This is a genomic window from Haloglycomyces albus DSM 45210 (assembly GCF_000527155.1).
In the GTDB taxonomy this organism is placed as follows: domain Bacteria; phylum Actinomycetota; class Actinomycetes; order Mycobacteriales; family Micromonosporaceae; genus Haloglycomyces; species Haloglycomyces albus.
On sequence record NZ_AZUQ01000001.1, the window covers coordinates 3,373,086 to 3,399,462 of the forward strand.

The 26,377-nt window shown below is 61.3% G+C and carries 21 protein-coding genes; 14 read left to right on the top strand and 7 right to left on the bottom strand.

All coding sequences use genetic code 11. From position 1 onward, the window contains the following. The first annotated feature begins 520 nt into the window (after positions 1 to 520). Positions 521 to 1,468 (top strand): ROK family protein, encoded by a 948-nt coding sequence (locus HALAL_RS0115585; RefSeq protein ID WP_025274890.1) that lies wholly within the window; start codon positions 521 to 523, stop codon positions 1,466 to 1,468. A 44-nt stretch (positions 1,469 to 1,512) separates the two neighbouring features. On the opposite strand, the gene HALAL_RS0115590 is transcribed toward HALAL_RS0115585, so the two are convergent. After that, positions 1,513 to 2,748, bottom strand: coding sequence for an ornithine cyclodeaminase, nickel-pincer nucleotide-dependent (locus tag HALAL_RS0115590; RefSeq protein ID WP_025274891.1), 1,236 nt, complete (start codon positions 2,746 to 2,748; stop codon positions 1,513 to 1,515). Positions 2,749 to 2,922: 174 nt separating this feature from the next. Between HALAL_RS0115590 and HALAL_RS0115595 the strand changes: the two genes are divergently transcribed. Further along, entirely contained in the window at positions 2,923 to 5,007 is a 2,085-nt protein-coding gene (locus HALAL_RS0115595; protein ID WP_025274892.1) for a heavy metal translocating P-type ATPase, read from the top strand. Between the two features lie 9 nt (positions 5,008 to 5,016). On the opposite strand, the gene HALAL_RS0115600 is transcribed toward HALAL_RS0115595, so the two are convergent. Continuing rightward, positions 5,017 to 6,246 carry a metallophosphoesterase gene (locus tag HALAL_RS0115600; RefSeq protein WP_025274893.1) on the bottom strand — a complete coding sequence of 410 codons (1,230 nt, stop codon included), beginning with the start codon at positions 6,244 to 6,246 and terminating at the stop codon, positions 5,017 to 5,019. 249 nt (positions 6,247 to 6,495) lie between these two features. Here HALAL_RS0115600 and HALAL_RS0115605 point away from each other — a divergent pair, with 249 nt between their 5' ends. Beyond that, positions 6,496 to 7,026: an NUDIX hydrolase gene (locus tag HALAL_RS0115605; RefSeq protein ID WP_025274894.1), complete on the top strand. Its 531-nt coding sequence runs from the start codon at positions 6,496 to 6,498 to the stop codon at positions 7,024 to 7,026. Here the strand turns inward: HALAL_RS0115605 and HALAL_RS18320 are convergent. Next, entirely contained in the window at positions 6,976 to 8,367 is a 1,392-nt protein-coding gene (locus HALAL_RS18320; RefSeq protein ID WP_084472045.1) for a helix-turn-helix domain-containing protein, read from the bottom strand. The genes HALAL_RS0115605 and HALAL_RS18320 overlap by 51 nt on opposite strands. A gap of 246 nt (positions 8,368 to 8,613) precedes the next feature. Here HALAL_RS18320 and HALAL_RS0115610 point away from each other — a divergent pair, with 246 nt between their 5' ends. After that, the gene (locus tag HALAL_RS0115610) at positions 8,614 to 8,835 is read left to right on the top strand and encodes a hypothetical protein (protein WP_156937771.1); all 222 of its coding nucleotides are present in this window, start codon (positions 8,614 to 8,616) and stop codon (positions 8,833 to 8,835) included. Between the two features lie 213 nt (positions 8,836 to 9,048). Here the strand turns inward: HALAL_RS0115610 and HALAL_RS17875 are convergent, their stop codons facing one another. From HALAL_RS17875 to pepN, 3 genes are all read right to left on the bottom strand, one after another. Next, complete coding sequence (locus HALAL_RS17875; RefSeq protein WP_025274896.1) at positions 9,049 to 10,017, bottom strand: hypothetical protein; 969 nt, start codon at positions 10,015 to 10,017, stop codon at positions 9,049 to 9,051. Positions 10,018 to 10,216: 199 nt separating this feature from the next. Beyond that, positions 10,217 to 10,663: a hypothetical protein gene (locus tag HALAL_RS0115620; RefSeq protein ID WP_025274897.1), complete on the bottom strand. Its 447-nt coding sequence runs from the start codon at positions 10,661 to 10,663 to the stop codon at positions 10,217 to 10,219. 198 nt (positions 10,664 to 10,861) lie between these two features. Further along, a complete protein-coding gene (gene pepN, locus HALAL_RS0115625) occupies positions 10,862 to 13,396 on the bottom strand; it encodes an aminopeptidase N (RefSeq protein WP_025274898.1) in 2,535 nt (844 codons plus the stop codon). A gap of 106 nt (positions 13,397 to 13,502) precedes the next feature. Between pepN and HALAL_RS0115630 the strand changes: the two genes are divergently transcribed. The 5 genes from HALAL_RS0115630 (at position 13,503) to pyrE (ending at position 18,051) form a co-directional block, all read left to right on the top strand. Further along, the gene (locus tag HALAL_RS0115630) at positions 13,503 to 14,684 is read left to right on the top strand and encodes a DUF1015 family protein (protein ID WP_025274899.1); all 1,182 of its coding nucleotides are present in this window, start codon (positions 13,503 to 13,505) and stop codon (positions 14,682 to 14,684) included. A 4-nt stretch (positions 14,685 to 14,688) separates the two neighbouring features. Further along, complete coding sequence (locus tag HALAL_RS0115635; protein ID WP_025274900.1) at positions 14,689 to 15,159, top strand: ribose-5-phosphate isomerase; 471 nt, start codon at positions 14,689 to 14,691, stop codon at positions 15,157 to 15,159. A gap of 92 nt (positions 15,160 to 15,251) precedes the next feature. Further along, positions 15,252 to 15,635, top strand: coding sequence for a hypothetical protein (locus tag HALAL_RS0115640; protein ID WP_025274901.1), 384 nt, complete (start codon positions 15,252 to 15,254; stop codon positions 15,633 to 15,635). Between the two features lie 193 nt (positions 15,636 to 15,828). Then, positions 15,829 to 17,454 (top strand): serine/threonine protein kinase, encoded by a 1,626-nt coding sequence (locus HALAL_RS17105; protein WP_025274902.1) that lies wholly within the window; start codon positions 15,829 to 15,831, stop codon positions 17,452 to 17,454. Between the two features lie 66 nt (positions 17,455 to 17,520). Next, the gene (gene pyrE, locus HALAL_RS0115650; protein WP_025274903.1) at positions 17,521 to 18,051 is read left to right on the top strand and encodes an orotate phosphoribosyltransferase; all 531 of its coding nucleotides are present in this window, start codon (positions 17,521 to 17,523) and stop codon (positions 18,049 to 18,051) included. A 124-nt stretch (positions 18,052 to 18,175) separates the two neighbouring features. Here pyrE and HALAL_RS0115655 read toward each other — a convergent pair whose 3' ends face one another. Further along, positions 18,176 to 19,357, bottom strand: coding sequence for a hypothetical protein (locus HALAL_RS0115655; protein WP_156937773.1), 1,182 nt, complete (start codon positions 19,355 to 19,357; stop codon positions 18,176 to 18,178). Positions 19,358 to 19,630: 273 nt separating this feature from the next. On the opposite strand from HALAL_RS0115655, the gene HALAL_RS0115660 reads away from it, so the two are divergent. From HALAL_RS0115660 to HALAL_RS0115680, 5 genes are all read left to right on the top strand, one after another. Further along, entirely contained in the window at positions 19,631 to 20,200 is a 570-nt protein-coding gene (locus HALAL_RS0115660; RefSeq protein WP_029768146.1) for an NADPH-dependent FMN reductase, read from the top strand. A 22-nt stretch (positions 20,201 to 20,222) separates the two neighbouring features. Next, positions 20,223 to 21,206 carry a zinc-binding dehydrogenase gene (locus HALAL_RS0115665; RefSeq protein ID WP_025274906.1) on the top strand — a complete coding sequence of 328 codons (984 nt, stop codon included), beginning with the start codon at positions 20,223 to 20,225 and terminating at the stop codon, positions 21,204 to 21,206. An 18-nt stretch (positions 21,207 to 21,224) separates the two neighbouring features. Continuing rightward, a complete protein-coding gene (locus tag HALAL_RS0115670) occupies positions 21,225 to 23,936 on the top strand; it encodes a helix-turn-helix transcriptional regulator (RefSeq protein WP_025274907.1) in 2,712 nt (903 codons plus the stop codon). Between the two features lie 50 nt (positions 23,937 to 23,986). Then, entirely contained in the window at positions 23,987 to 24,934 is a 948-nt protein-coding gene (gene sigJ, locus HALAL_RS0115675; protein ID WP_025274908.1) for an RNA polymerase sigma factor SigJ, read from the top strand. A gap of 123 nt (positions 24,935 to 25,057) precedes the next feature. After that, positions 25,058 to 26,251, top strand: a complete 1,194-nt coding sequence (locus tag HALAL_RS0115680; RefSeq protein WP_025274909.1) for an NAD(P)/FAD-dependent oxidoreductase — start codon at positions 25,058 to 25,060, stop codon at positions 26,249 to 26,251. The last annotated feature ends 126 nt before the right edge of the window (positions 26,252 to 26,377 follow it).

Genomic DNA, 26,377 nt, shown 5'->3' on the forward strand with positions numbered 1-26,377 from the left:
ATTGCACCCACCTCCGGTTTAGCCTTAATTACATTCATTATCATCGTTGTAAAATACAATTTCAGTACCCGGTTTTGATTCCATAATAGATAGTACGGCAGGGGCGAAAACTGCTAATATACTCGTCGGTAGGTACCGTTTTCCGCATCGACCCGACGATTCACATCACGCCTACGACCGCGCCGAATCACCCACAGAACCCCTGAACGGTAATGATTCCTTTACCCACGGTCGGGTGGCATTTTCAATAGTTCCGCGCCGTCTCAAAAGTGGCCATTCGCACCACCCCGACACGTACTTGATTTTCGCTCCAAGTAAAGTCTGATGACGTGCTCCCAGCGTTGTGGGCTCAAGTGACCGGCATCGGTGTGCGATATCAAGTCCGGTCATCTCTCGCCCGAGGGTCGACGTTTCACCTACGTCGAGGATCTCGGGAATTATCCGCTTTACACGAACAGCCGGTGACAGTCCGCAACATAATTGGACCGGCACGAACGTACAAGGGTGTGGAGGAACTCAAGTGAGCCTGACTATCGGTGTAGACATTGGGGGAACCAAGGTCGCGGCAGCCGTTGTAGACGAAAAGGGAGAGATTCTACAAAGCTCCCGCCGCCCCACTCCTTCCCAGAACGCGGACGGCCTCATTCAAGCGGTGGCCGAATGCGTCAACGAACTACGCGCGCAACACGACGTAGAGGCTATCGGAGTGGGTACGGCGGGCTGGATCTCCTCGGACCGGTCCACGCTCCTGTATTCGCCGAACATGGGGATGCGCGATGTTCCCATGCGTGATTTGATAGCCGAGCAGTGCAAGCTGCCGGTGTTCATCGAAAACGACGCGAACGTGGCCATGTGGGCGGAGTTTCGATTCGGTGCCGCTCAGGACGCCAACACCGCCGTTCTCTACACCATCGGCACGGGTGTCGGTGGAGCCATCGTCGTCGACGGCAACATGGTGCGCGGCACTCATGGAACCGCCGGGGAACTGGGGCACGTCCGCGTCGTACCCGACGGACGCCGCTGCGGCTGCGGACGTTGGGGATGTTTGGAACAGTACGCCTCCGGTGACGCCCTGACGTTGCATGCTCAGGAGGCCGCCAAGTCCAATCCGCACGAGGCGGAATACCTCCTGTCGCTGGCAGGCGACGATGCCGACCAGATCACGGGGGCCATGGTCACCAAAGCGGCACAGAACGACGACCGCACGGCACTGCGAGCGTTCAATTTCATCGGCCGTTTCCTAGGAAACGCGGCCGCCGACATGGTTCAGTCACTCGACCCGGGAGTCATTCTCCTCGGCGGCGGCGTGGTCGACGCGGGAGACTTCCTGCTGGCACCGGTACGTCGCTATCTGAACGACGGCTTGGCCGCACGACGCGAGACGCCGTACGGAATCGTGCGAGCCGCACGCATGGGGCAGAACGCGGGAGTCGTCGGAGCCGCCGACCTCGCTCGCCAGGACCTTTAGACGCCGCTCCGGGGCCCGATCAACCGGACCCCGGCCTTCTGTCGTCAATCGCGTTTGTATCCCACCACCAGCTCAGCGGCCAGCTGTTCACAGAACAGACCGATGTCGGTGATGACCCCGGTCGCCTGGGCCGAACCGCGGTCGGCCAGCTTGGTGACGGTAGCCGGGTTGATGTCCACGCTCACCAAGGGGACCGAAGCGGGCAGGATATTGCCGGTGGCGATCGAATGGAGCATCGTCGCCACCATGAGGGCGTAGCCGACGTTCGGCAACTTCGAGCGCATGGCCCGTTGACCGTCAATGACGTCGGTGTGGACGTCGGGAAGCGGGCCGTCGTCGCGCACCGAGCCCACCAGAACGTAGTCCTTGTCCTGCTTCACCATCGAATACATGATTCCTTGGCGCAGTACGTTGTCGGAAACGGCATTGGCGATCGAGCCGCTCGCGCGAATCTTGTTGATGGCGCGGATGTGGTGTTCGTGCCCGTGCGGTACACCGTGGCCCTTGGAGAGGTCCACTCCCAGGGACGTTCCGTACACTGCGGATTCGATGTCGTGCGCGGCAAGTGCGTTACCGGCGAACAGGACGTCGACGTACCCCTCTTCGATCAGCGCCTCCATGGCAGGAGCCGCACCGGTGTGCACGATGGCGGGACCTCCGACCCAGAGAATCTTCTCGCCGCGTTCCTTCACCGCACGCATCTGTTCGGCTATCTGCTTGACCTGCAGGGCCTGTGGCTTTTCCGAGGAGGCGATGGAGGTCATGAATTCAAAGTCCCCGCCTTCCCCACGTTCGTTGGGCAGCGGTAGGACCTCGATTCCCTCCGAGCCGCAGACGACCAGTTCGCCTTTCTCCACGTCCGAAACCGGGAGAGTGTGGGCGCTGAGATGGTCGTCTCCGACGATGATTCCGCAGTCCATTTCGGAGTTTTTAACGTCGACCCATTTCCCGTCGACCCGTACCCGGGTATCGAAGTTGGTCGTCGAGTAGAAGTCCTCGGGGAAGACGCCGTCCGCCGGAGCGGGCCGTAGTCGCGACTCCCCGATTTCCAGGGGGTTGGCTCCGTGAGTCTGCAAGCGCATGACGATCCGCTGTACTTGAGCTTCGCTCTCCGCGCTGACTTTGAGTTGGGTATAGGTTTCATCGTTATGAGTCCGGCCCACATCGAGGCGTTCGATGGAGTAGTCGCCGGAATATTCGATGATGTCGTCCAGAACCCGCGCGAACAGACCCTGATCGATCAGGTGTCCGCGTAGTTCGAGCGTACGTGAGTAAGTCAATTCTCGTCCTCTATATCTTTTCGTGCCTGCCTCAAGCAGCTTAACGCCGGGAGGTAACCATAGCGACAATAGGCGGTCGTCTCATGTCGGGCGCGTCGCCATCACTGGTCAGAACGGATTATCTCCCACGCAATCCCCAGCGGCGCGAAGTGTACGCCGGTAGGCTCGATTTCCATGGACCACCGGCCTACCAGTTCCGCTCATGAGCATGCTTCCACTGCCCCGAGTCATGCCCATGACGACCACTCGCACCAAGACCCCTCGCACCACGACGAACAATCCCGACACACCGGACACGGCCCTGAGATGTTCCGCGCCAAGTTCTGGTGGAGCCTCCTCCTGGCAATACCGATCATCCTCACCAGCGAATCGGTCGCGACATGGCTCGGATACTCGATCGACGTCGCCGGGACACGATTCGTGGCCCCAGTACTGGGGACCGTCCTGTTTCTCTACGGTGGACTACCGTTTCTGAAATCGGCTCGCCACGAACTGGCGCAACGCCAACCGGGCATGATGACGCTGATATCTACGGCCATCACCGTCGCGTTTCTCGCCTCGCTCGCCACCACCTTCGGTTGGCTCGACCTCGACTTCTGGTGGGAACTGGCAGCATTGATCGTCGTCATGCTCCTGGGTCACTGGCAGGAAATGAAAGCGGTCGGCCAAGCTCAAGGAGCCCTTCAGTCCCTGGCAGCGCTGCTTCCCGACACCGCCGAGATCATCGTAGACGGTGAGGTACACAGCGTCGGCGTCGATCGTCTGCACGTCGGTGACGAAATATTGGTCCGCCCGGGCGAGCGCGTCGCCGCCGACGGCCGCATCATTTCGGGCGAGGCCGAGCTGGACGAATCCACCATCACCGGGGAGTCCAATCCCGTAAGGCGCTCGACCGGCGACCTCGTTACGGCGGGAACGGTGTCCACCGATTCGGCTATCCGCGTGGAGGTACGGGCCGTCGGTTCGGATACGGCCCTGGCGGGTATCCAACGTCTCGTCGCCGAGGCTCAAGCGTCGTCCAGCCGGTCGCAGCTTCTGGCCGATCGAGTGGCCGCTTGGCTGTTCTACCTCGCCACGGGTGTCGCACTATTGACGTTTGGAGCGTGGTGGATCATCGCCGGACCGGGAGAAGCGGTGTCGCGGTCCGTCACCGTCCTTGTCATCGCGTGTCCGCACGCTTTGGGATTGGCGATTCCACTGGTGGTGTCGATTTCAACGACCTTGGCGGCGCGTCACGGCATCCTGGTCAAAGACCGTATGGCATTGGAACGAATGCGGACGGTCGATGCGGTGCTGTTCGACAAGACGGGCACCCTGACCGAAGGTCGGCATGCGGTACGGGCGATGGAACCGACCGGTGAGCACGCCGTTGCCGATCTCGTGGGTATCGCGGCGGCGGTGGAACAGGATTCGGAACATCCCCTGGCACGGGCCTTGGTGGAGTACGGTACCGAACATGGAAATCCGACGTCGGCGACGGAGTTTCGATCCCTGCCGGGGCGGGGAGTGAGCGCGCAGGTCGAGGGGCACCGGTTCGCCGTCGGCGGCCCGGCACTGCTCACAGAGCTCGAAGTGAACTCCCCACCCGAGGTTGCCGATACGGTGGACCGCTGGGAGTCGGAGGGAAACGCGGTGCTGTATCTGGTGTCGCTGGAACAACCACTCGAGGTATGGGCGGTGTTCGCCTTGGCCGACCGGGTCCGCCCCGAGGCCCGCGAAGCCATCACGGAACTGCGCTCATCGGGTGTGGAGAAGATAGTCATGGTAACCGGTGATTCGCCGGCGGTGGCGCATTCGGTCGCCCGGGAACTGGGATTTCGGCCGGGGCAGGACGAGGTGTTCGCCGGGATACTTCCGGAGGGGAAGGGCGAGATCGTCGCCCGCCTGCGAGATCGCGGCCTCTCAGTGGCCATGGTCGGCGATGGGGTCAATGACGCCCCCGCACTGGCGGGGGCCGATGTCGGTTTGGCCATCGGGGCCGGAACCGATGTGGCCATCGCATCGGCGGGTATCGTCTTGGCGTCGTCTGATCCACGTACGGTTTCGGCGGCGAAACGTCTGTCTCGTGCCACCTACCGCAAAATGGAACAGAACCTGATTTGGGCCACCGCTTACAACGTCATCGCCATTCCGCTCGCGGCGGGAGTCCTGGCTCCCGTGGGAGTGGTTCTGTCTCCGGCCGTCGGAGCGGTGCTCATGTCGCTTTCCACCATTGTGGTCGCTGCGAACGCACAGCTCTTGCGTGGTTTCAGGTTCTGACGGTCGATATCAGCGGCTACGCAGCGTCAGTACCGTAATGTCACTGGGTGCGCCGATACGGACGCGTGGCCCCCAGGTTCCGGCCCCGCGCGTGACATAGAGACGGGTGTCGCCGTAACGGTCGAGACCGGCCACGGTCGGATTCGGTCCAGCCGCTATCAACGGCCCCGGCCATACTTGACCCCCATGGGTATGGCCGGACAACTGGAGGTCCACATTCCAGTCCATCGCGTCCTCAATGACGACGGGTTGATGCGCCAAGAGCACGGACGCGCGGTTCGGATCGCGGTCCCCCAAGGCGGCTTGAAAGTCAGGACCATGTGATTGTCCATTATCGAACTCTTCCGCCTGGACGTCGTCGACCCCCGCAAGATCGAAATGCGTCAGCTCAGTGCGTGTGTTCTCCAATGGCCGCAGACCCAGATTACGAATCTCATCCAACCACTCCGCCGCACCCGAATAGTATTCGTGGTTACCGGTAACGAAATAGGCGCCCTGTCGCGCTCGCAGGTGCGCCAGCGGCGCGGCGGCGTCTCCCAGTTCCTCCACCGTACCGTCGACCAGGTCGCCTACCACGGCGATGGCGTCGGCCTGGGTTCCATTGATGACGTCCACGATCTGTTCGGAGTGCCTCCGCCCCGCCATGGCCGAGAGGTGGATGTCGCTGACCAGAGCAATACGGAAACCGTCGCCCGATCGGGACAGTTTGGACAGCGGCACTTCCACACCTTTGACGCGCGGCGGCTTCACCGCCTGATAGGTGCCGTAACCGGTGGTGACCAGTCCAATCGTGCCGGCCGTCAGTGCCATACCGCCCGCCAACGCACGCCGACGTGACACTCCGGCCGACGTCGACGCGTCATTCGGCTCGTCGCCCGGGGCGGAAACCTCGGTTTGTTCCTCCGCATCGTCCTGTGACGTCTGCCGAGTGATACGGCGGTTGAGAATCCAGCGGAACGGTTCCATGACGAGTAGAGCGATGGTCGTGAAGAGGAGAACGACCATCCAGGTGTAGCCGACCCAGCTGACCGTCGCTTCCAACCACATGGGACTCGGCACGCGGGGAACGAAGAACGCCGCGAGAGCGAAAACCAGCAATATTCCGAGCAATACCGCTCCCCAGCGCCGCCAAACCGATCCGGCCGGGGTTGGGTTACGAATCAGTCGCCACCACAGGTAGAGATGGGCTCCCGAGAGCAAAAGGACGATAACGGCGAGTACGAGCAGCAATTGCCACATATTGACACTTTCGACGCGGTGGGGCGGGTGCTTGGCAAGGTGGAGTCAGCACGAACGCCGACCGCACCGAGTTTCCGGTTCCGTGACAACTCTACTCCGCTGAACGCGGGAGCCGCTGACTTCGAACGTCATACGGTATCGCCCCAACGGTGTCCTTCACCGCACTGAACAACAGAAGGGCGATAGCGCGTGCTCTGTCCCTTTTACCGGGGCTCTTATTGTACTCAACTGCGGCTGTACGATGGCGCTGTGGCTGAATGGACGATTCATAACGAGCGTGTTGTAGACGATTCCCGCCGAGCTCATTGGTCGATCGCCGAAGTCGAACTGCCCGACGGTACCGAATTCGAACAATACGTCTACCGAGCTCCGGCGGCAGCGATGATGCTAATGGTTGTCGACGGTGCGGCGTTGATGATTCGTCGGCATCGGTTCGTCATTGATAGATGGGTTTGGGAACTCCCCGGCGGTTATCGCGAGGACGGCGAATCAATGATGGACTGTGCTATTCGGGAGGCCGAGGAAGAAACCGGCTGGCGTCCTTCGAAAGTGCGCCCACTTATTGAATTCCAACCTTGGGTGGCCACCGCCGACGCGGTGAATTCGTTGTACATCGCAGAACACGCTGAAATCGTCCGCGAGCATTCCGACGTCAACGAAGCGTCCGAAATGAAGTGGATTCCGTTCGAACGCGTGCCAGAGCTGATTCGCAACGGCGAGGTGATCGGTTCAGCGTCCATTATCGGGTTGCAAGCGGCTATGCTGGACTTTCGGCAATAGGCAGGCAATACCGTCAATGAGCCCCGAGACTTCGGAATTAGACCGATACGGCACCAGCGCGACTGCAAGCCGACGAAGATACTCGTGCGAGCGCTGCGACCGCAACTTGTGAGCGAGAGCGAGTGCGTGGGTTCCTGCATCGGTCGCTCTCTCAATGTCGCCGGTGGAGGCGGAGGATTCGGCCAGTAGCGATAGGTTGAACATGTGCCCTCGCACGTATGTTTGGTTGTTCATTGTGAGGGAAGCAGTCGCGCATTCGGTGGCGGCGTGGTGCTCACCGATGGCGAGTAGGGTATGGCCGGTTCGGGCATGCAGGTAAGCATCGCATAGGTATTTAGCCCATGCAGGGTCGTTGTCGGGAGAAATTTTGCTGAATTCGTCTTCTGCGAGGCGGAGGGATTGGTAGGTACGCTTGGTGTCGTTCTGGAGCGCGTATCCGTGTGCGCTGCTCATGTAGACCTCGGACACCAGTGATGGGAGCCCTGATCGCACTGCGAACCGTAGAGCGGATTGGGCTAGTTGTGTTGCGTCGTCGCCGTTTTGCAGGAATGCCGCTTGATGTGCGCGTGCGGCTAGGATTTCACATGATAGGGCGTCGTCATGCGCTTCGACGGCAAGTTCCAGGGCTACTTTGAAATGTCGCCTAGCAAGACTGTGCAGTCCTGAGTCGTATGCTGTCCACCCTGCCAGTTGTGCGAGTTCAGCTGTGGTCTGTTGTAGATCCCGTGCTACAGGACTGTGTCCGTGGCTTTTCAATAGCGGCAGTGCTTCGAAGTTCAGCGCGTTCGACACCGCGTCTCTGACCGCTGATCCACCATAGGCGTTGTCCATGGACCGGTAGGCTTCCAACCGTTCTTTAAGGATATGCAGGTCGGTTGAATCCGGGTCCGGGTCATCGGTGGATGGGGTCGAGTAGCCATAAGCAAGGAGAGAAATGCTTTGCAGTATGGTTCTACGTTTCACCTCGTTATCTCCTCCGTGGCAGAGCTCTTCGAGCAGGCCATCTGCGTCTAGCGCACTGTCGATAGCGGCACATGTTGCCGCGTCAGGTTGTCGGTGCCCGTTTTCAATATTGCGGAGGTGAGAAACAGACATGCGCACCTTCCGCGCCAGCATTGACCGTGGCATCCCGCGCGCTTGACGTATCGCACGCATCCCCATGCCAAATCTAAGGCGCGAATCGTGCCCTGTCACCCCTGATACCCCCAATGAATCAGTTTGAATCACTAGCCCTCTGGTGCTCGGTGCCACTCTGACCGATAGTACAGATACGGAGTTCGAGCGATCTGGAGGTGGAACGATCATAGGACCACGCAATGCAGCCGGCCATTTCACAGCCATCGGACAGCGATTTGAATACACGTTTGAACCACAAAAGGACAGCGCTAACACTCCAGTCTGGGTATATGGCGCAGCGGAGAGCCTCGTGTACTCCGTTCGGGTGTCGCCGTCGGGAGCGGTGGAATCTGAAGAGTGGTACAGCCACTGGTGGGCTAAAGATCCCGATTGGAAAGCAAGGGTGAACAAGGCGCTATTGGTAGCTCTGGCTGACCGACATAGCGATGTGATCGGTAGAGGTGGGACAGCATGACAGTGACATCAAAGATGCATGGTTGGCACATCGAACCCGAAACCGAGTGGTGGCATTTCTACAACCGACGCGGACGGTTTCTCTCGATCTCACGGCGGTTGGGGATCGAGCCGGAGTGGCAAGGCACGGCTAGCAACATGAAACCTGGGCAGAAAATCAACTTGTATCGGCAGGCCCTTGATATGTTGCCGGACAACTGGCGTGATGCCGGAGGTTAAGGGAGAGCCTGATTGGAAAGTGTGCCCAGAGCCGGGGACGGAGGGCGCACTGGCCCGGGGATCTGACCGACACCGGATTCCCGGGCTTTTGTACCTCTAACGTCATTAGATGCTTAACGCCTCAAACATTGGTGCGTGCCGAAACTCGGCAGAGCATCTACCCCAACGGTGTCCTTCACCGCACCGGCTCTGACGAACCGTTCGATCCCGCGGTCAGTCCTTCCCACCGTCTTTATCGGGGTGATCTTCGGCCTTGGTCTCGCCCTCGATCGTGGTGGTCTTCGCCTTCGAACGATCGGTCTGACGTTCCAAGAGCTCATCCACGTCGACCAGCTTGAACTTGGACATGAAGTCCCCCCAGCCGATGGTGTCGGGAATGGTTTCACGAACCGTCATCACCGTGGTTCCGGGAATTCGCAAGGTCACCGATGCCGGAGAACCAAGATGCTTCTGTTGCAGAACGGCTTCGGTGGGGACCCCTGTGGGAGACTGGGACAATTCGAAAACCGCTGCCTCGTTCTCCTTGGCCTGCGGCACCCATTCGATGTCTCGCTTCAAAACCACGCCGACGGCGTTGTTCTTACCCTCGATGGATCCGCTGAAGTTCAAGGCGAGGGTATTGGCGTCTCCTCGGGCTTGAAGCAGAGTCCACGCGCTGTCCTGCAGATCGACCAGCTGTCCTTGAAACCTCCGAACCGCTCCGGCGATTTGAGCGCGTCGGCGCCTCTCTCCCAAGGGTTTCGAGACGGCCCGGAACGAAAGAACCACCAGTCCCAGGACCACGATCCCAATGGACACCGCCAACAGCGCCGAGAGCCCCGCTTGAAGGCTCATGAGCATGGCGCTTCCTGTGGCGATACCCGCTACGACTCCCATCAGGGGTTTCAGCCAGGCCGGTCCGGTCCCCTTATGCGCCTTCAACGGCGTCAACAGGCCCGTTCCGGTGGCAATGACCAGACTGATTCCGAGCACGGTCGGTTCCGGGGCCCCCGACCCGTCCAGCCACCGCATCGCCCACCAGGCGATAAAGGCGGAGCCGACCAGGGTCGTCGGAATCAACATCAAGGCCACGAACGTCAATTGCTGTTGACTGGGTCGATTGTTGGCCAACATGATCGGTCCCAGCATCAACAACGGCAGAACCACCCCGAACAGGCCGACTTGAACTGCGCTGATGACCACAATTGGCGTTAGGGAAGACAAGTTCGCAACCTCGCTGTATCGTGCAGGCTTATCGTGTCAGGAACAAGCTTAACAAGATACGCCGGTCACCCATTTTCAGGCAAGGCCCGAGCGAACCTCGAACCCTCGCCGGACGCAAAGGGTGAGTCACAATGCACCATCGTGAACCACCCACCGTTCCTTTTCAGCGCATGGCCGACTAGGACTCGAAGCTCCATTCCCCCATCAAGTGGTCGGCCTCCTCTAGAAACCTCTTCAGGTCGGGGCGGACTCCACCGGCACGGGACGCCAGTTTCTGAATCACCAGGACCTGGAGGCTGAGAATATCGCGGTCCGAGATCTCTTCCAGGAAATGTGATTCCCCGGCCATTCCACGGATGACGCCTTCTGCGAGGAGAGACGGAAAAGACGGCTCCGCCGTCGCGTGGTCATGCCGCATCTCGTTGACGAAACTCGCGATCCCGTCGCGGCTGATGCCGTCACTGAAGTGGTCTTCCAACATCACCGCGAACAATGCCGCGATATACGCCGCGAAACGTCCGGCCTGTTCAGGGGGTAGCTTTTCGGTCAGTTCCCAGTCATATTCGTGTTCCAGTCGGGCCAGCGCGGCGGCCAACTCGCGGTATCGCTGCGGATTATCCGTCATATCGCATCTCTCGACTCCTTAACATGTTCGTCACCGCCCACGATATACAAACTCGATTGTTTTGCAAAGCTAAGGCCCACTCCGGCAGCCGAACCTCGGTTCACGACAGACAAAGAGGCCGGCGACGGTGGATCACCATGTTCCACTCATCGCCGACCCCGATAAAAGCGAATGCCCGTTAACGATCGTTGCCGGGACTTAGCCCTGACGATCGAGCTCACGTGCCGCGAGAGCACGCGCCACTTCGGCTCGGCCTTCCTTTACTCCGCGTTTAATACCGTCCGAACGGTCCTCGGACAGCCAAGCGTCCACCGTTTCCAGGGTTTCGCTGCGGACCTGGTTGGCGGGGAAGCCCATCTTGGCGAATTCCACGGCCTGCTGCGCACCGAGTTTGTCCCACATGGCCGGTACGGCCTCGAGGTATTTACGCAGGTAGGGCTGTACCAGTTCTTCTTGGTCCATGGGGGCGAAGCCCTGCATGGTGGCGCGCCGGACGTAGTTCTCACTGTCGGGGCTGACCAGACGTTCCCAGGCGCGGGCTTTGGCGTCCACGGTGGGAATGGTGGCTCGTGCCAGGGTGGCGAGGCGCTTGCCTTCGGCCGTGTCGTCACCGGCCAACTCGGTGTCGATGAGGTCTTCACCCGCATGACCGGTGAGTGCGAGGACGGTGATCAGTTGCCAGCGTAGGTCCGCGTCGACGGCCAGGCCCTCGGGTACGTCCTTTCCGTCGAGCCATGCTCGCACGGTGGCGATGTCGCCGTCGGAACGGCTGGCGTTGACGAATGCCCGGGCCCAGGACCGTTGCATGTCGGAACCGGCCGGTGAGGAGTCCATTGCCTGCTTGGCGGCGCCGGCCCAGCGTTGACGGAGTTCGGAACGTTTCTCCGGGTCGGCGTACAGCAACGCGGTACCGACGTGACGTTGTTCGACGGTGACGACGTTGATGTCGGTTTCCTTGGGCAGTGAGGTGATCGCCATGTTGAGGTACTTGGTGGCACCGATTTCCGCGTCGCGCAACATGTCCCAGGTTGCCGCCCACACCAATGCCCGTGGCAGGGAATCGGCCAGGTCGGAGGTGTGGTCGATCGCCGTCACCAAGGACTTCTCGTCGAGGCGCAGTTTAGCGTAGGTCAAGTCGTCGTCGTTGAGCAGCAGGAGGTCAGGCTGTTTGACTCCGACCAGGGCGTCGACCTGGGTTTCCGCTCCGGTCACGTCGATTTCCTCGCGCTGACGCCGAATGAGTTTTCCGCCCTCCAGGTCGTACAGCCCGATGGCGATTCGGTGGGTGCGCAGGGTCGGGTGGTCGGCCGGTGCCGTTTGCACGACCGATACCTTGCTGAAGTCGCCCTTGTCGTCCACGCTGATGTCGGGGCGGAGTGTGGAGACGCCGGCGGTTTTCAGCCATGTCGCGGCGAATTCCTTCAGTTCGCGTCCGCTGGCGGCTTCGAGCTCCGTCAGCAGGTCGTCGAACACGGCGTTGTCGAACTTGTGCTTGGCGAAGTAGGCGCGCAGTCCCTGTAGGAAGGGGTCGATTCCCACGTAGGCGACCAACTGTTTCAGAATCGAGGCGCCCTTGGCGTAGGTGATCCCGTCGAAGTTGGACTGAACTGCGGCGGTGTCTTCCATCTCGGTGTACACCGGGTGGGTGGTGGGCTGCTGGTCGGCGGCGTAACCCCAGTTCTTTCGCGCGGCCAGGAACGTGGTCCACGCACCGGTGTATTCGGTCGCCTCGGTGTTGGCCCAGTGGCTGGCCCACTCGGCGAAGGACTCGTTGAGCCACAGGTCGTCCCACCACCGCATGGTCACCAGGTCACCGAACCACATGTGTGCCATCTCGTGGAGAATGACGTTGGCGCGCTGTTCCAGCTCGAAATCGGTGACTTGACTGCGGAAGAGGAACGCGGATTCGGCGATGGTGATGCAGCCGAAGTTCTCCATCGCTCCGAAATTGTATTCGGGGGCGAAGATCTGATCGTATTTCGGAAGAGGATAGCGCTCTCCGAAGTGCCGGTGGAAGTGGTCGAAACCCTGTTTCGTGACCGTGAAGACGCCTTCTGCGTCCAGGTGTTCCTCCATGGATTTACGGCACCAGACACCGAGGTCGATACCGTCATGCGTGTCGGTGACGCCGACGTACGGTCCGGCGCAGAGCGCGGTGATGTAGGGGCTCATGCGAACGCTGGGTTCGAAGGTGGTGGTAGTGACCTCACCGTGCGTTTCCTCGCTGCCGACCGGCATGTTCGACAACACCTTCCAGTGTTGCGGAGCGCGCACGACGAAGGTGAAGGCGGCCTTGAGGTCGGGCTGATCGAAGCAGGCAAAGGCCCGCTGTGCGTCGGCCACCTCGAATTGGCTGTAGAGGTACGTCTCATTATCGACGGGGTCGGTCATGCGGTGCAGACCCTGTCCGTCGGTGGAGTATTCGCAGTTGGCGTTGACCACGAGCGTATTGTGTTCGGCCAGGCCGGGTACCTTCAACCCGTCGGAGTCGGTGTATCCGGCGATGTCGAGCTCTTTGCCGTTCAACGTCGCCTTGTTGAGCGACTGGGCGGCGATGTCGATAAAGGTGTCCGCACCGGGTTCGGTGCAGTCGAACACTACGGTCGTCTCGGCTTCGAAGGTGTTTCCCTCGGCATGCCCGGTGAGGTCGAATGCGACTGTATAGGAGTCGACGTCGAGAAGCTCAGCGCGCCGCTGGGCCTCCGCCTGGGTAAGAGTATGGGTCTGGGCCACATTGCCTCCTCAGTAGTGATCGAACGATTCGTTCAAAGTGTGTCACATTGTGGTCGTCATGCCGCCGCTCCGGGCCGTGATCATTCCCTGGATTACGCTACTGGGCATGAGTGCCGCACATCCGATCAAACACGCCTGGATTTCGACGGGCGGAACCAGCGCCAAAAACTATGACGAATTCCCCGATGAATCGGTGATCACCGACATAGTGCGTGAGAATCCAGCCAGCGTTCTTTCCATTGAAATGCCCGATCGCACTCCCGAAGCGAGCGCGGCGGGCCTGGACTTCAGCGCATCGCTGCCCGCGGCCAAGGAGCGGCTCGACGCTCTGCGCGCGGCGGGGCGATTCGGCGCGCGCGATGAGGTGGCGGTGGTCTACCGCATCAGCGATACCGACGGTCGCCGGTCTTACGGCCTGTTCGCCATGGTCGACACCTCGGAGATTTCGTCTCACGCCGACGAACCGGGCTCGGTCATCCGTAATGAAGAGGTTTTCCGGTCCAAGGTGGAGCAGCGGGAACAGTTGAACCGCTACCTGGGCGCACAATTGAGTCCCGTACTGCTTCTGCAGACCGACACCGACCTGCACCGTGCGTTGACGACGGCGGCGGAACGGGCCGGAGAACCGGATCTGTCAGAGCTCGACGAGGCCGGGCGGCGGCACGAGTTGTGGGTCGTCGACGACCCGGAGCTGACCCAGGTTGCCGGGGAGGGCCGCCTGGTCGTCGCGGACGGCAATCACCGTTCGTTGGCCGCCCAGGTCGGGGAATTGAATCGTTTCCTTGCGGTGATCACCACACCCGAATCGGTTCGCATTCTTCCCTATCATCGTTTGGTAACGGGTTTGCCGACCTCGGCCGAGCAACTGATGGTGCAGATCGCGCAGATCGGTGCGGAGGTGGAAGAGGTCGATGGACCGTCGATCCCGCAGCGCCACGGGGAGGTGATCTTCTACGGATCCGGTCGCACCTGGAAGGTCGCGCTACCGGCTGCGGGCGATGGCGTCGTCGCCCGGCTGGATCATACGCGGGTGGAGAAGGAGTTGTTCGACGGTCTTTTGGGCTGGGAGGCCAAGGACGACCGCATCACCTATGTCGGCGGGGACTATTCCGTGGAATGGCTGACCGAGCAGGTGGATTCAGGTGAGGCGGATTTGGCGATCGTCATCGCCCCCGTTTCCGTCGATGATTTTATCGACATCAATCTGAACCGGCTGGTCATGCCCCGCAAGTCGACGTGGTTCATCCCCAAGGCCCGTGCCGGTCTGGTTTTGGCTGACCTAGAGTAGTGCTGTGCGTATATACATAGGCTCCGACCACGCCGGGTATGAACTGAAAAACCACCTGGCCCAGTATTTGTCTCAGAACGGCTACGACGTTACCGACGTCGGCCCACACGACTTCGATCCCGAGGACGACTATCCCGCGTTCTGTTTCCATACGGCCGACGCCGTCGTCAATGACGTGGAGGCGTTGGGAATCGTCATCGGCGGTTCCGGAAACGGTGAGCAGATCGCGGCGAACAAGGTGGCCGGGTGCCGTGCCGCCTTGGCTTGGAGCGAAGAGACCGCTCGTCTCTCGCGCCAGCACAACGACGCGAACGTCGTCAGCCTGGGTGCCCGGATGCACACCTTGGAGGAGGCCGAGCGCATTGTAGAGGTATTCCTGACCGAGCCGTTTTCCGCGGCGGATCGCCACCAGCGACGCATCGATCAGGTGACCGACTATGAAAAGGCGCGGCAACTGCCACCGTTGCCGCATTAGGACGCACGGGGTGAACCGAGCCGCCGACGGTAGCCGGTTCGCCCCGTTTCGTTATGCTTGAGCAGGTGGTAGACGCTTGCTAGGCTGCCAATATGCCGAAAATATTTCGAGTAGTACTGCAGTTTTTGCAGATCACGTTTCTACTGGCCACCATCGGTAGCCTGTTCGTCGCCGCCTATCACTTCTTCGGTGCGTTTAGCGGCGATATCTCCATCTCCGTGTTCACCACCAACTCAGAGGCCGCCGGGTCCCTGGCGCTGGCAACCGCCTGCGCACTGGTGTCGATCGCCACTTCACCGGCTCTGTGGAGCCTCACCCGCGCCTCACAGACCGGCGACAGCGCTCCTCCCCCGCCCGCCCCAGAGAGCATGGACCAGGCGGGTCCGCCCATGGGACCCCCTGGAGAACCCATGCCCCCGCAAAGCGCCTATGGTCCACCGACGAACAACGCCCCGCCGCAGTGGCCCGCCAACTGACGATTTCCGGTCTCAGGAGAGAGGAACAGGATTCACCGGTCTTCCGGGCTTTCCTCTCTCCTTGCCGCCCAAAGAATTGAGATATACCATACTCATTATGCGGCGCGAGTGACCGCCAATGGGCACAGCACTAACCTTGAGGGCGATCCAGGTACTCTAATGTGAGAGACCCACACGCGAGAAGGACAACTCCATGACCATTCAGCCGTCGTCTACGCACCAGTCATCCCACCTCAACTTGGTGTGCGGCCCGGTTGACCCCATGAACGGCTCGGAGCAGAGTTACCGACTCACTCGCCTGTTGGGTTCCGGAGGGCAAGCCGATGTGTATCAAGCGGTTCGCCTCTCCGCGGGCATATCGTCCACCCCCGTCACCGTGAAGATCTTCCGCCTGCAGCCCGACATCGACCCGCAACAGCAGTATCGCTCGTGGGACAAAGGCGACGCCGTTCTCATGGACCTCCACTCCCGGGGTGCCGAATCCATCTGTCGCCGGATCGACGCCTTCTACGGTCGCCTCCCGCATTTCCCCCACGAGGACCCGAGTGGAGACCAGGTCCCCTACCAGGTCCTCGAGTACCTACCGGGGTACGACCTGCGGCAATACCTGGGCGATCGCCTGGGACGACTCGACGGCGTCCACACGCTTCGCACCATCGCTCAGGTCCTACAACAGCTGCACAACCCCCAGGGCGGAACCCATCCGATCCTGCACATGGACATCAAACCCGCCAACGTCATCATCGGCCCGGAAGGCAATGCCAAAATCATTGACTTCACCGGAGCGCGCTACCACTCCCCCAACCACATCACCACCATCTCCTATACGCGCGAAACTGCCGGTCCCGAGGCCTACGAGGGTCGCGTCGGTCCCTCCTACGACGTACACGGTTTCGGTTCCGTGGCCTTCTACCTCATCACCGGGGCTACGGCGCGCACCGACTCGCAGGACAACCTCTTCCCCGGGCAGTTTCACAGCGACCCCTGGGCTCGCCTGCGGCAGCACCCCTATCTGGAGTCCAACCCGCGCCTGCGCGACCACCTGTACTTTCCTCTCGCCGACACTCCCGCCGACCGGCCTACGACCGCGCAGCTTCCCCGCTGGATCGACGAGCTCATCGCACACGTGCATCGCTCGCCGCTGCCCGATCTGGGGGTCGACTGGGGTCCGCCTCCCGCGCCGGCGCAGCCGAGCACCGGCCGGGCACGTCCCACCGTGGCGGCACCGGTCCCCGGCCCCGACGCCACCGCCGTCATGGAACCCGGCGATTTCGACCGGATGGTGGGAGGCCGTCAACCGGTCAACGCCGCGTCCACCTTCAACGCACCCCCTATGGAGACCGCCGGTACGAGTCAACCCGCTCCACGCAACGTCGGTCGCGTGCAGGCCACCGACAATGCCGAGGCGAACCCCACTCCGCCCACCGACGAACCGGCCCCACAACAACGGTCACCACATACACCTCAGGACGACCGAGACATGCATCCGCTCCTGGGACCACCCGGATCAATGCGGCGGGGATTGGAGTTCTCCTTCATCGGGAGCCTTTTCACCGCGATTATGTGGCTACTGTGGATACTGCAAGGCGACCGGTCCGTGGAAAGCGGAGCGATGTTTCTGGGACTGACCATTACCGTCGCCGTCAGCGTGTTCTTTCTGCTTCGTCTCACCGGCGGGGTCTTCTGGGGCCGCATGATGGGGGCCAAACGCCGGAGCGCGCGCCTGTCACACCTCATGACCGGGGGATTCATGGTCGCTGTCGGTATCGGCTACCTGCTTCAGATCGACTGGGAACTGGACAGCCTCATTCCCTTCTAAAACCACAGCTCACAACAACTGCGCTCGTGCCGACGCGCCGGTGATCCCCATGCGAAAATGACGGCTATGACAGACCAGAAGCTGGCACGCGATATCTATCAGGCCGCCCATCTCACCGGAGAATTCACACTTCGTTCGGGAGTCACCGCCACCGAATATTTCGATAAATATCTCTTTGAGTCTGATCCCCGACTCCTCAAGCGCATCGCCGACGCCCTGGCTCCTCAAGTACCGACCGATGGAGTAGACGCCTTGGCCGGACTGGAGACCGGAGGGATTCCCTTGGCGGTCGTACTCGCCCAGGTGACGGGCATTCCCGCCTACTTCATCCGTAAGGAAGCCAAATCCTATGGGACCTGCCGTCTTGCCGAGGGCGGGGACATCGACGGTAAACGACTGTTCATCGTCGAAGACGTCATCACCTCGGGCGGAGCCGTCCTGGACGCCCTCCACGAACTGCGGAACCGCGGAGCTCGCATCGACTCGGGAGTCTGCGTCATCGACCGCGAAGCGGGAGGCCTCAAGAACCTCTCCGACAACGGCGTGGACATTCGTGCCCTGTTCACCATGAGTCAGTTGAAAGAAGCCGGCGAATAGTCCAGGGAATTCACGGGTTCTGTGCCGTCCTCTACTGCGGACGGCACAGAAGTGGTGCATAAAGGCCGGATTGACTCGATCCCCCGGTATTCGTCAGGCGCTAAGGATGGGATCCGGCCGGCGGTCATTCTGACAGCTGATCGAGGGTGTCGTTGAGAATACCGAGATATTCTTGTCCGTCTTCGTAGTTGTCGTAGTAGGTGTCTTCGACTTCCCGTTCGTACCTGGCATTCACTGCGGCGGAATAACCCGTGGCATCGTCGCACGCGGCAATCGACACGGCCGCGTCGATTTCGGCTTCCTTGGTGTCGAAGTATCGCTGCCGATCGGCTTCGGTGACATCCGAATGCCTGAACTCGGTACCATTCTCCGTTTCGGTCGCGCTCTCCGGGAAATAGCGCTCCTGCCAATAGGATCCATCGGTCAGATTATCGGTGTCCTCCAGCCGGTCTCTTTCGTATCCGGCTTCGACCAGGCAGGACCGGAACTCCTTCGCTTCGGTAACGCCAAAATCGTCGTCACTGCCGATCGGTACGTCTGTACTCGCCATTGACGACCAACCGTGTCGGATTCCGTCCGCATTCCAAGCGGAATCGGTATAAATGTCATCCAATACCGTGCCATAGCACCCTGCGGGTGGAGTTGTGATGTCGGCGTTCGAGACCCAGCCGTCGCCGGACAGTCCACTCTCCTCCCATTGCGAAGTGGTGAGCAAACCCGCGGCCTTGGAGGAGGCCGCCCATGTGGGCCCCTGATACGCGATCTCCCACGCCACTTTCTCTTCCGTCGGGAGTTCAACCCAGCCTTCACCGGCCGTCTCTAGAGCAGATACGTCGATATCCGGCCTGTTCGACCCAAAGACGGCCGCCTCGTTGTCATCGTCGGCAGCGCCGGAGTCGAACTCCGCCGCCGCTTCGGCGTCCTCATCGCCGTACACGTCACCGAAGTCAGTCCACACTCCCAGGCCGACCACCGTCGCCTCCTCCTCAGTCGGCAGGTCGAGATAGGAGGAACCCTGTTCCATCACCACGCTGGGAAGAGGAATAGGACTGAAAATCCGTCGCGTCATGTGGTCGACATTGTGAGTGGTCAAGCCTTGTTGTTCAAGGCAGTCTACGACCAGCTCCGATTCCCGCAGCCGGAGCTCGGCCTGGGTATCGGCTATTGCACTCCACAAGGAGTCAAGATCCTGCGGTGTCACGGACGAGGGCGTGGAGGCTTCATTCGACTCCGGGGTATCGCTTGGGCCACTACACCCTGCCATCAGGACAAGAGCCGCCAACGGAACCGAGAGGAAACGTTTCATGGGAAAGCCGTCTATATCGGGGATATCTATTACACAAGTACGAACAACCGTATCAATTCGTTCCGACACGGCTAGGAAAGAGTTGTGTCGGCGAGAAACTGCCCGGTGCTCCATTCCCCTCTGGCGTGGTTTGAGTGGCCCCGGCAACGGCAATCCGACTTAAGTCGCTCGAGTAAGTCGCCGTTACCAACTACAGTCATTTGACAGATGTCGGTCGCCCCAAGCAAACCGTAGTGTCGATGACGTCATCGAATACATCGCAGAGAGGACATCATGAACGACCCGATCAACCTGGCCGTCATCACCGGAAGCACCCGTAAAGGACGCATGGGCGGCCCCCTCGTCTCGCAGCTGATCGTCGACCATGCCAAACAGGACGATCGCTTCGACGTGAACTGGATCGACCTGGCACACGCCGACCTTCCCCTCGACTTCGACGCCGACGGATATCCGGACGTAGAGGAACTGGGCCGCCGCCTGGGCCAGGCGGACGCCTTCGTCGTGGTGACCCCGGAATACAACCACTCCTACCCGGCGGCGTTGAAAAACGCCATCGACCTGTACGGCCCCGAATGGGGAGGTAAGGCGGTAGGACTCGCCTCCTACGGCGGCAACGCCGGTGGACAGCGTGCCGTTGAGCACCTCCGTCAGGTCTTCCCCGAGGTCGGAGCCATGACGATTCGCGAAACCCTGACGTTCGTCAACTACTGGGACGCCTTCACCGAAGAAGGAACGCCGGTCAACGTGGAAGGCACCGCCGGTGCCCTGAACGGATTCCTCGACCAGCTGGAGTGGTGGGCATCGGCGTTGAAGACCGCCCGCGCCCAACGCGCCTATCAGTAGCCTCCGGCTTCGGACGTGAAACATGTTTGCCGTCAAACAATACGAGTTCGGATCTCCGGACACATTGCGCCCGGAGTCGGTCCCCGATCCCGTACCGGGGGCCGACCAGGTCTTGATCGACGTGGAAGCCGCCGGGGTGCATCTGGTCGACACCTCTATGCGCAGTGGAGACGAGGGGAAGTTGCCCTGGGGCAAACCGACCCTTCCGCTGATTCCGGGGCGTGAGGTCGCCGGAACGATCGCCGCAGTCGGCCGCGACGTCGATCCCGCTATGGTGGGTTCCCGCGTCGTCACCCACCTGGGCTTCGCCCACGGGGGCTATGCCTCGCGGGCCGTGCGTGAAGCCGCAGCGCTCCACGAAATCGGTCCCGACCTGGATTCGGTCACGGCGGTGGCCATGATCGGAACCGGTCGAACGGCCGTCTCGCTGCTGCACAGCGTGCCGCTGAGCGAGCGCGACGGGGTCATCGTCACCGCCGCAGCAGGTGGATTGGGAAACCTCCTGGTACAAGCGGCCAAACGGTCCGGAGCGTTCGTGATCGGGCTCGCCGGAGGCAAGGAAAAGACCGAATTGGTCGACCAAGCGGGTGCCGACCTCGCCATCGATTATCGGCAGGACGACTGGGCACGAACGGTTCGGGACAAAACCCAGGGACGCCAGTTGACGACACTGTTCGACGGCGTGGGCGGAACCATTGCGCGCGAGGCGTTCCACCTCCTGTCACCGGGTGGTCGAGCCGGAATCTTCGGTTGGTCGTCCGGTACGGTATTGGACCTCCACACGACCGACATCGTCGATAGTGGAGTCACCCTGATACCCGCCATCGGTCCTCACACCGTCGCTCAAGCCGGGGGCCTACGAGCCTTGGAAACCGAAGCCCTACGGTGCGCTCGCGAGGGGTACTGGACACCGTTGGTGACGTCTTTTCCGTTGTCCGACGCCGATAAAGCTCATGAGGCTTTGGAGAACCGTGCCACGACGGGAAAGGTAGTTTTGCGTCCCTAAACCGGCTAATGTTGGGGCATGCTTCATGGCCGCACCGCCGAGATCACCGATTTGACCGCTCGACTGGAACAAGCCCGAAATGGACACAGCAGCGGATTGGTGGTTCGGGGTGCGGCCGGTATCGGTAAAACCCGCCTTCTCAACCACATCGGGGATGTCGCCTCTGATTTCCTTGTTCTGCGCACCATGGGCGTAGAAGCGGAAATGCACTGGTCGTTTGCGGGACTCAACATGCTGCTACGTCCCGTCTCCAATGACATCGACCGGCTCCTTCCCTCACAGCAGGCACAAGGGCTCCAGGCCTCCTTGAACTTCGAAGCGACCCCGGCCGGTCAACCGATGCACAGTGGACTGGCGACGCTACAACTCCTAGCGGAATTGTCGGAGCGACAACCGGTTCTCTGTATCGTCGACGACGCCCAGTGGCTCGACCCCGATTCCGCCGACGCTCTTCTTTTCGTCTCCCGGCGTCTCCACGCCGAACGGATCGTCTTCCTCTGGGGAGTGAGAGACGGAGACGGGCCGTTCTTCGCCACCCCGGGAATACCCGAAACGGCGCTGGACTCCCTGGACGACGAATCCGCCTGCGCTCTGTTGGACGCCTCCGTTCCTAATCTGCCGCCGGACGCAAAACGAACCGTTGTCCGACTGTCGGGCGGCAACCCCCTGGCACTGTTCGAAATTGCCTTGGCGCATAAAGAGGGTAGGGCCACCGTTCAGGGATTTGACGCCGCCGCCCAAAACACCGCCCTGCAACTGCGTCATTCCTTTGCCGAACGCATTCGCTCACTCCCCCAAGCGACCCAGACGGCACTGCTGCTTGCCGCAGCCGAACCCAGCCGTGACACGGCCGTGATCCTGCATGCCGCCGCCGTATCCGGCATTTCGGCCTCCGACCTCGCTCCGGCCGAAGCCAAAGGGCTCATTCGACAGGTGGGGGACGAAATTCAGTTCTCCCACCCACTCATGCGTACCGCCGCTTACTACGAGGCACCCCTCCACCGCCGCAGCGAGGCACACCGGCATCTCGCCATCAAGTCGGAGGGCTTGGAAGGCGGCTGCCGCACCGTGTACCACCTCACCTCGGCGACGTCCGGCCCCGACGAAGAAATCGCCACACTTCTCACCGATAAGGCCGCCGGTGACGCCGCACGCGGTGGCCACGCTACCGAAGCGGCCACCTACGAACTCGCCGCTTCATTGAGTACGGATCCGACCGCCCGGCTCGATCGCCTCATGATGGCGGCCGAAGCGGCCCTGGCGGCGGGAACGATCGCCACAGCCGAACAGATGGCCAAGACAGTCGTCTCCGAAGCAACCGACGATACGCATCGCATGCGCGCCACCGAAGTACTCGCCACCGTCTCCATGTGGCACGGCGACAAGGATCGGGCGGGACGATTCTGGTTCGACTCCGCCGCCTATTCCCAACGAGTGAAGCCGTCGCGATCCGGGTTTCCCCTGTTCATGGTGGTGGCAACCGCCATGAATCACGGTGATTTCCAGCTGGCCGAGGCTGCGGTCGATCAAGCCGAAAGCCTGAAACTCGAACACGCACCCTGGGTTCGGCTACTCTATACCGGAACGGTCGGCCTCAACCGCGTGAGCGAGGCGTCGATCGACGAGGCCGTTACCGCACTCCGCTCACTAATCGCTATCCATCAATCCTCTGATGCCAAACCTGACCGCAACGTTCAAATCTTTCGCGCCTCGTGGATGATCCTGACCGGTGATTACACCGAAGCCTACGGCTACATCAACGACGCCGTCACCGAATGCCGCCAACGCGGTTCCCACGGCACCCTCCCCCAAGCGCTCACGGTACGGGCCCTCATCGAACTGCATTGTGGACGCATGTCGGAAGCTCAGGCCGACGCCGAAGAGGCGCTTGCTCTCGCCGACGAGGTCGGTCATCGCGCCGCGTTCCGCAGAGATCCGGCCCTCGCGCTCGCAATGGTGCACTCCATACAGGGGAGAGCCGACGCCGCGGCCGAACTCGTGAATCGGCTCGACGACCAGGACAGCACCAGCGAACTCATTATGAGAGGCCTGATCGACCTGGCCGAACACCGCTGGACGTCGGCATGGGCACGCCTCAGCTCGGTGTTCGACGGCCCCCGTCCCATGCGGGTCCTGACGTTCATTCCCGACATGATCGAGGCAGCGGCCCGCTCGGGACACCTCGACCAAGCCAAAGAAGCGATCGAATACTACGCCACCTATGCCGACGCCACCGCGCAAGCGGGCCTGCAAGCGGTGTCGGCCCGCAATCGAGCCCTCTTGGAACACGACAGTGCCGAACCGCTCTACCGCACGGCGGTAGATCTACACCAACACTCGGGAGGTTCCGCGTTGGCCCACGCCAACACCCGGATACTGTTCGGCGAGTGGTTGCGACGGCAACGGCGCAATTCCGAAGCCCGGTCGCAGTTCGAGGTGGCCCGCGATATCGTCGAACGTCTGGGGGCGCAGCCGTGGTTGGACCGAATCGACGCGGAACTGCGCGCACTCGGCGCTTCGATCGCCGCCCCGCCGCGTCGAGGCAATAGACAACTCACCCCGCAGGAGCACCAAGTCGCCAAACTCGCCTCTACCGGACTCACCAATCGCGAAATCGGAAACATGCTCTTCCTCAGCCCACGGACGGTCGGCTATCACCTCTACAAGGCGTATCCCAAGCTCGGCATCAAAACCCGGACCGAACTGGCCAACATCGACCTCGACGCCTAACCGCGGACCCGCCGTTGCGCTTTCGTCCCAGGGTTGATTAGCATAAGCCCATGCCTCCTCACGATGCGAACGTCACCGAATTCGAGACATACCGGCCCCGGCTCGGTTCCCTTGCCTATCGGATGCTGGGTTCGGCAAGCGATGCCGAGGACATCGTGCAAGAGGCCTATATTCGTTGGAGCAAAACCGATCGCGGCAACGTGCGCGAACCGGGTGCCTGGCTGACCACAGTGGTGACCAACCTCTGTATCAACGAACTCAACTCGGCCCGCCACCGCAGAGAACAATACGTGGGAACCTGGTTGCCGGAACCGGTTCTCGACGGGCACCCGATGCTGGGCCCGGAAGAGGACGTCGCACAACGCGAATCCGTTACCTTCGCCGTTCTGGTCCTGTTGGAACAGCTCTCCCCCAAAGAACGCGCCGCATTCGTCCTCTACGAAGCGTTTTCCTACCCGCATAAGGAAATAGCCGAAATTCTGTACACCAGTGAGGCGGCCAGTCAGCAGCTCGTGCGGCGCGCTCGTGGACATGTCGGCCAGTCGGTCACCCTCGACGACCATGTCCGCTCGGCGCAGGCCCAACGGTTGCTGGAGGAATTTCTCGACGCCGCCACCACAGGTAACCTCGATCAGTTGATCTCCCTCATGACGTCCGACGTGACAACCTCCGGCGACGGCGGCGGACAGGTTCCCGCCACACCGTACCCGGTCCACGGTGCCACTGCGGTCGCCAAACTGCTACGGGGCCTGTTCCGCCCGAGCGAAGCGAAACGCCGTTTGGCGGGCGGTTCACCGCGACTGCATTTCAGCCGCGCCAATCGGACCCCTACCTTGATTGCCGAGGTCGACGGATCGATCGTGGCCACGATGCAGGTGACGATCGTCGACGGCAAGATCGCGGCACTGCGCACGGTCGCCAACCCCGACAAGCTGCGGTTCATCACCGCTCAGTGGAGTCGTGCACCGCACCCCGACCCCGGATACCCGATGTGGTAAACCACGATCCTGCGCCCCACCTGCATTTACGCCGATTCAGACGACGCAGTGCAATAGAGCGTGTCAGGTTTTGCTCGGTCGCGTGGTTCAAGTAGTGACCACGAATCACGCAGAGGAGTTCATATGACAACGCGCATCATTATTCTGGGTGCCGGCTACGCGGGACTACTGGCGGCAAACGGCCTGGCGGCACGATTGCGACCGGAGGCCGCGCAGATCCACCTCGTTGACGCGGAGGAAACGTTCTGCGAGCGCATCCGTATGCACCAATTGGCGGCCGGTCAGGCCGTGAAGTCCGTACCTATCGATCGACTGGTTCCCAAAAAGCGGGTTCGATGCCATACCGCCTGGGTGTCGTCCGTCGACCCGGAGCAGAAGCAGGTGGTGGTACGGAAAGGAAATCGCACCGAGCATCTTGACTACGACATTCTGATTGTGGCGCTGGGGTCGGGGTCGGCGGGGTCGCTTGTGCCGGGCGTCGATGAATACGCCTACCACCTGTCCCATACCGCGGAGGCGAGTGCACTGGATCGACGTCTGCGTCAGCTCGGCTCGTCGGACCGTGTCACCGTTGTCGGCGGAGGCATGACCGGAATTGAAATGGCGTCCGAACTTGCCGAGTCCTACCCGCGCCTTCCGGTGACTCTCATGTCTGCCGGTCAGGTGGGACAGTGGTTGCCGGATCGGTCGCGGCGGTACATCGTACGCTCGCTGTCTGATCTGGGCGTCGTCGTACGGGAAGATACCGAGGTCAAGAAGGTCGACGCGAACGGTCTGCACGTGTCCGACGCCGACTATGTGGATTCCGACGTCACGGTGTGGACGGGTGGTTTTCAACCCGCGTGCCTGACCGGTACCGAGGCGCTGGAGTCGAACGACTGTGGCCAAATCATCGTCGACGAGGGGATGCGTTCGGTCTCGCACTCCGATGTCTATGCCATCGGGGACATCGCTTCCGTCCCCGGTCCGAACGGGACGGCCATGCGTATGTCCTGTGCGGTTGGGGTTCTATCGGGTTGGCGTTCCGCTCAAGCGATCGCGGCACGACTCTCGGGGAGGCCGATGCGAAAGACGCCGTTGAAGTTTGTTGGGCAGAACATCAGTCTCGGGCGTAAGAACGGACTGGTTCAGTTCGTCACTCCTGACGACGAGCCGAAGAAAGCGCATTTGACGGGCCGAAAAGCGGCTTGGGTCAAAGAGTTCGTCAGTCGTGGGGCGATGTTGACTCCGCATTTGATTCGGAGATTCCAGCGGCGCAGACCTACGGATTTGTCCGTGGGGTTAGCCGCTCACAACGGTGCGCGGTGGAATACTTGAGTCTGATGCAAGCCGGCCGCGCAATATCAGTAAACTGTATCCGGGCAACTGCGATAGCCAAGCAACCGCCTACGCCGCAGGGCTTGCGGTGTCAGCCTGTGGAGACCTCGCCGCCGGGCGGTCGAC

Coding starts and splice junctions, on each gene's coding strand:
- HALAL_RS0115610 (WP_156937771.1), top strand. CDS start 8,614: ATGACAGTGACATCAAAGATGCATGGTTGGCACATCGAACCCGAAACC.
- HALAL_RS0115620 (WP_025274897.1), bottom strand. CDS start 10,663: ATGACGGATAATCCGCAGCGATACCGCGAGTTGGCCGCCGCGCTGGCC.
- HALAL_RS0115670 (WP_025274907.1), top strand. CDS start 21,225: ATGCTTCATGGCCGCACCGCCGAGATCACCGATTTGACCGCTCGACTG.
- HALAL_RS0115600 (WP_025274893.1), bottom strand. CDS start 6,246: ATGTGGCAATTGCTGCTCGTACTCGCCGTTATCGTCCTTTTGCTCTCG.
- HALAL_RS0115595 (WP_025274892.1), top strand. CDS start 2,923: ATGGACCACCGGCCTACCAGTTCCGCTCATGAGCATGCTTCCACTGCC.
- HALAL_RS0115665 (WP_025274906.1), top strand. CDS start 20,223: ATGTTTGCCGTCAAACAATACGAGTTCGGATCTCCGGACACATTGCGC.
- HALAL_RS18320 (WP_084472045.1), bottom strand. CDS start 8,367: ATGGCTGTGAAATGGCCGGCTGCATTGCGTGGTCCTATGATCGTTCCA.
- HALAL_RS0115655 (WP_156937773.1), bottom strand. CDS start 19,357: ATGAAACGTTTCCTCTCGGTTCCGTTGGCGGCTCTTGTCCTGATGGCA.
- HALAL_RS0115660 (WP_029768146.1), top strand. CDS start 19,631: ATGAACGACCCGATCAACCTGGCCGTCATCACCGGAAGCACCCGTAAA.
- pyrE (WP_025274903.1), top strand. CDS start 17,521: ATGACAGACCAGAAGCTGGCACGCGATATCTATCAGGCCGCCCATCTC.
- HALAL_RS0115640 (WP_025274901.1), top strand. CDS start 15,252: ATGCCGAAAATATTTCGAGTAGTACTGCAGTTTTTGCAGATCACGTTT.
- HALAL_RS0115630 (WP_025274899.1), top strand. CDS start 13,503: ATGAGTGCCGCACATCCGATCAAACACGCCTGGATTTCGACGGGCGGA.
- sigJ (WP_025274908.1), top strand. CDS start 23,987: ATGCCTCCTCACGATGCGAACGTCACCGAATTCGAGACATACCGGCCC.
- HALAL_RS0115680 (WP_025274909.1), top strand. CDS start 25,058: ATGACAACGCGCATCATTATTCTGGGTGCCGGCTACGCGGGACTACTG.
- HALAL_RS17105 (WP_025274902.1), top strand. CDS start 15,829: ATGACCATTCAGCCGTCGTCTACGCACCAGTCATCCCACCTCAACTTG.